The 1360-nt window shown below is 39.2% G+C and carries 1 protein-coding gene; it reads right to left on the bottom strand.

All coding sequences use genetic code 11. From position 1 onward, the window contains the following. Positions 1-232: 232 nt before the first annotated feature. The coding region (locus C0512_RS15775; RefSeq protein ID WP_290863294.1) for a glycosyltransferase family 4 protein at positions 233-1360 on the bottom strand (1128 nt) is incomplete at its 5' end.

Raw genomic sequence — 1360 nt, 5'->3', positions numbered from 1 at the left:
CGGTAATTGGGTTGATGTGATTTCAAAGGTTCTGCAAGATTTAGCAAATCTAAGTTCGAAATGACTCCATTATTTCCTTTGTAAAACAATGATAAAAGTTGGATAAATAAGAATTAAATTGCAGAACCTTAAACTTAGCCTGAAAACACTCCTGAAAAACCAATCACTGTCAGATCAAGTTTAAAGTTCTACAAATTATCCCATGCCCATTTTTTTAGCCAATGAGCGTTTGCTATCCGTGCTTTTTGAAAGCAGCTATATATTGATCAGCAATTTTATCCCAGGAGAAATGCAGTTCAGAAAAAGCTTTTGCTTGTTCGCCGGCAGCTTTCATATCGACCTGACTTACTTTCAACTCCTGAAGTTTTTGGACAAAGCTGTTTGCGTTTTCAGATTCAAAAAACCAACCGTTTTGATTATCCGTGATCGCATCGATTAAGCCTTCGAGTTTTGCGGCCAAAACCGGCAAACCATAGGAATTTGCTTCCAACACGGCTAAACCGAATCCTTCCATATCACCCATGACTTGAATATTGGGCTGCACAAAACAATCTGCTGAAGCATAGAGGGCCGCCTTCATTTCTTCAGATACCAAACCAAAATAAACCACATTGTTTTGCAAGTTATATTGCTCAATAGTTTTTTCAATGGCCATTCTTTCCGGCCCATCACCTGCAACCCAGTAAATATATTGATCCTTAATTTTGGGCATGACATTTTGAATAAACCAGTTGACGCCTTTGCGCTTTACCAATCTTCCGATCGTCAATAAAACAAACTGGTTTTCGGCTTTAAAATCCGACTTCAATTTAGTAAGCAAGGATTGATCGAATTTTATCTCCGGGCTTGATACGGCGTTTGGAATAATTGTGATTTTGCTATTGATAATACCCTTATCAATAGCTGCTTGGGCGGTTGCCTGACTGACCGCAATAATGGCATCAAGGCGTGGCAAAAAAATCTTTAGCCAGAAAAATTGGTAAATGGGTTTCGTATAAGTGACATCCAAGCCATGAATAATACAGACCACGCGCGCCTTTGGTTTCGCCATTTTAATAACCCAGCCGATGACGGCCAATACCCCATCACCTAGAAGAATTACTTCGGCATTGCCAGCTTTGAATAATGCTTTATATAAGGCCAGGGCTAAAAAGAGCGCTAAATTTTTTTTCCCTTTTGTATTAATGATCGACTTAACCAACAACTTCCCGGATAACGCTTGATGAATTGCAAAGTTTTGATTTTCCAAACCGCCTACTACTGGTGGATATGCCCGGGAAATAAAAAGCAATCGCATTTTAAAAACCCACCAGCTACTCAATATTCTTGTAATGCAGCGATGAAATCTGCTCTGAAATAA

This window comes from Flavobacterium sp. (assembly GCF_013822155.1).
In the GTDB taxonomy this organism is placed as follows: Bacteria; Bacteroidota; Bacteroidia; order Flavobacteriales; family Flavobacteriaceae; genus Flavobacterium.
The sequence above is the reverse complement of the archived record's forward strand: the minus strand, read 5'-3'. Positions and strand labels throughout refer to the sequence as shown.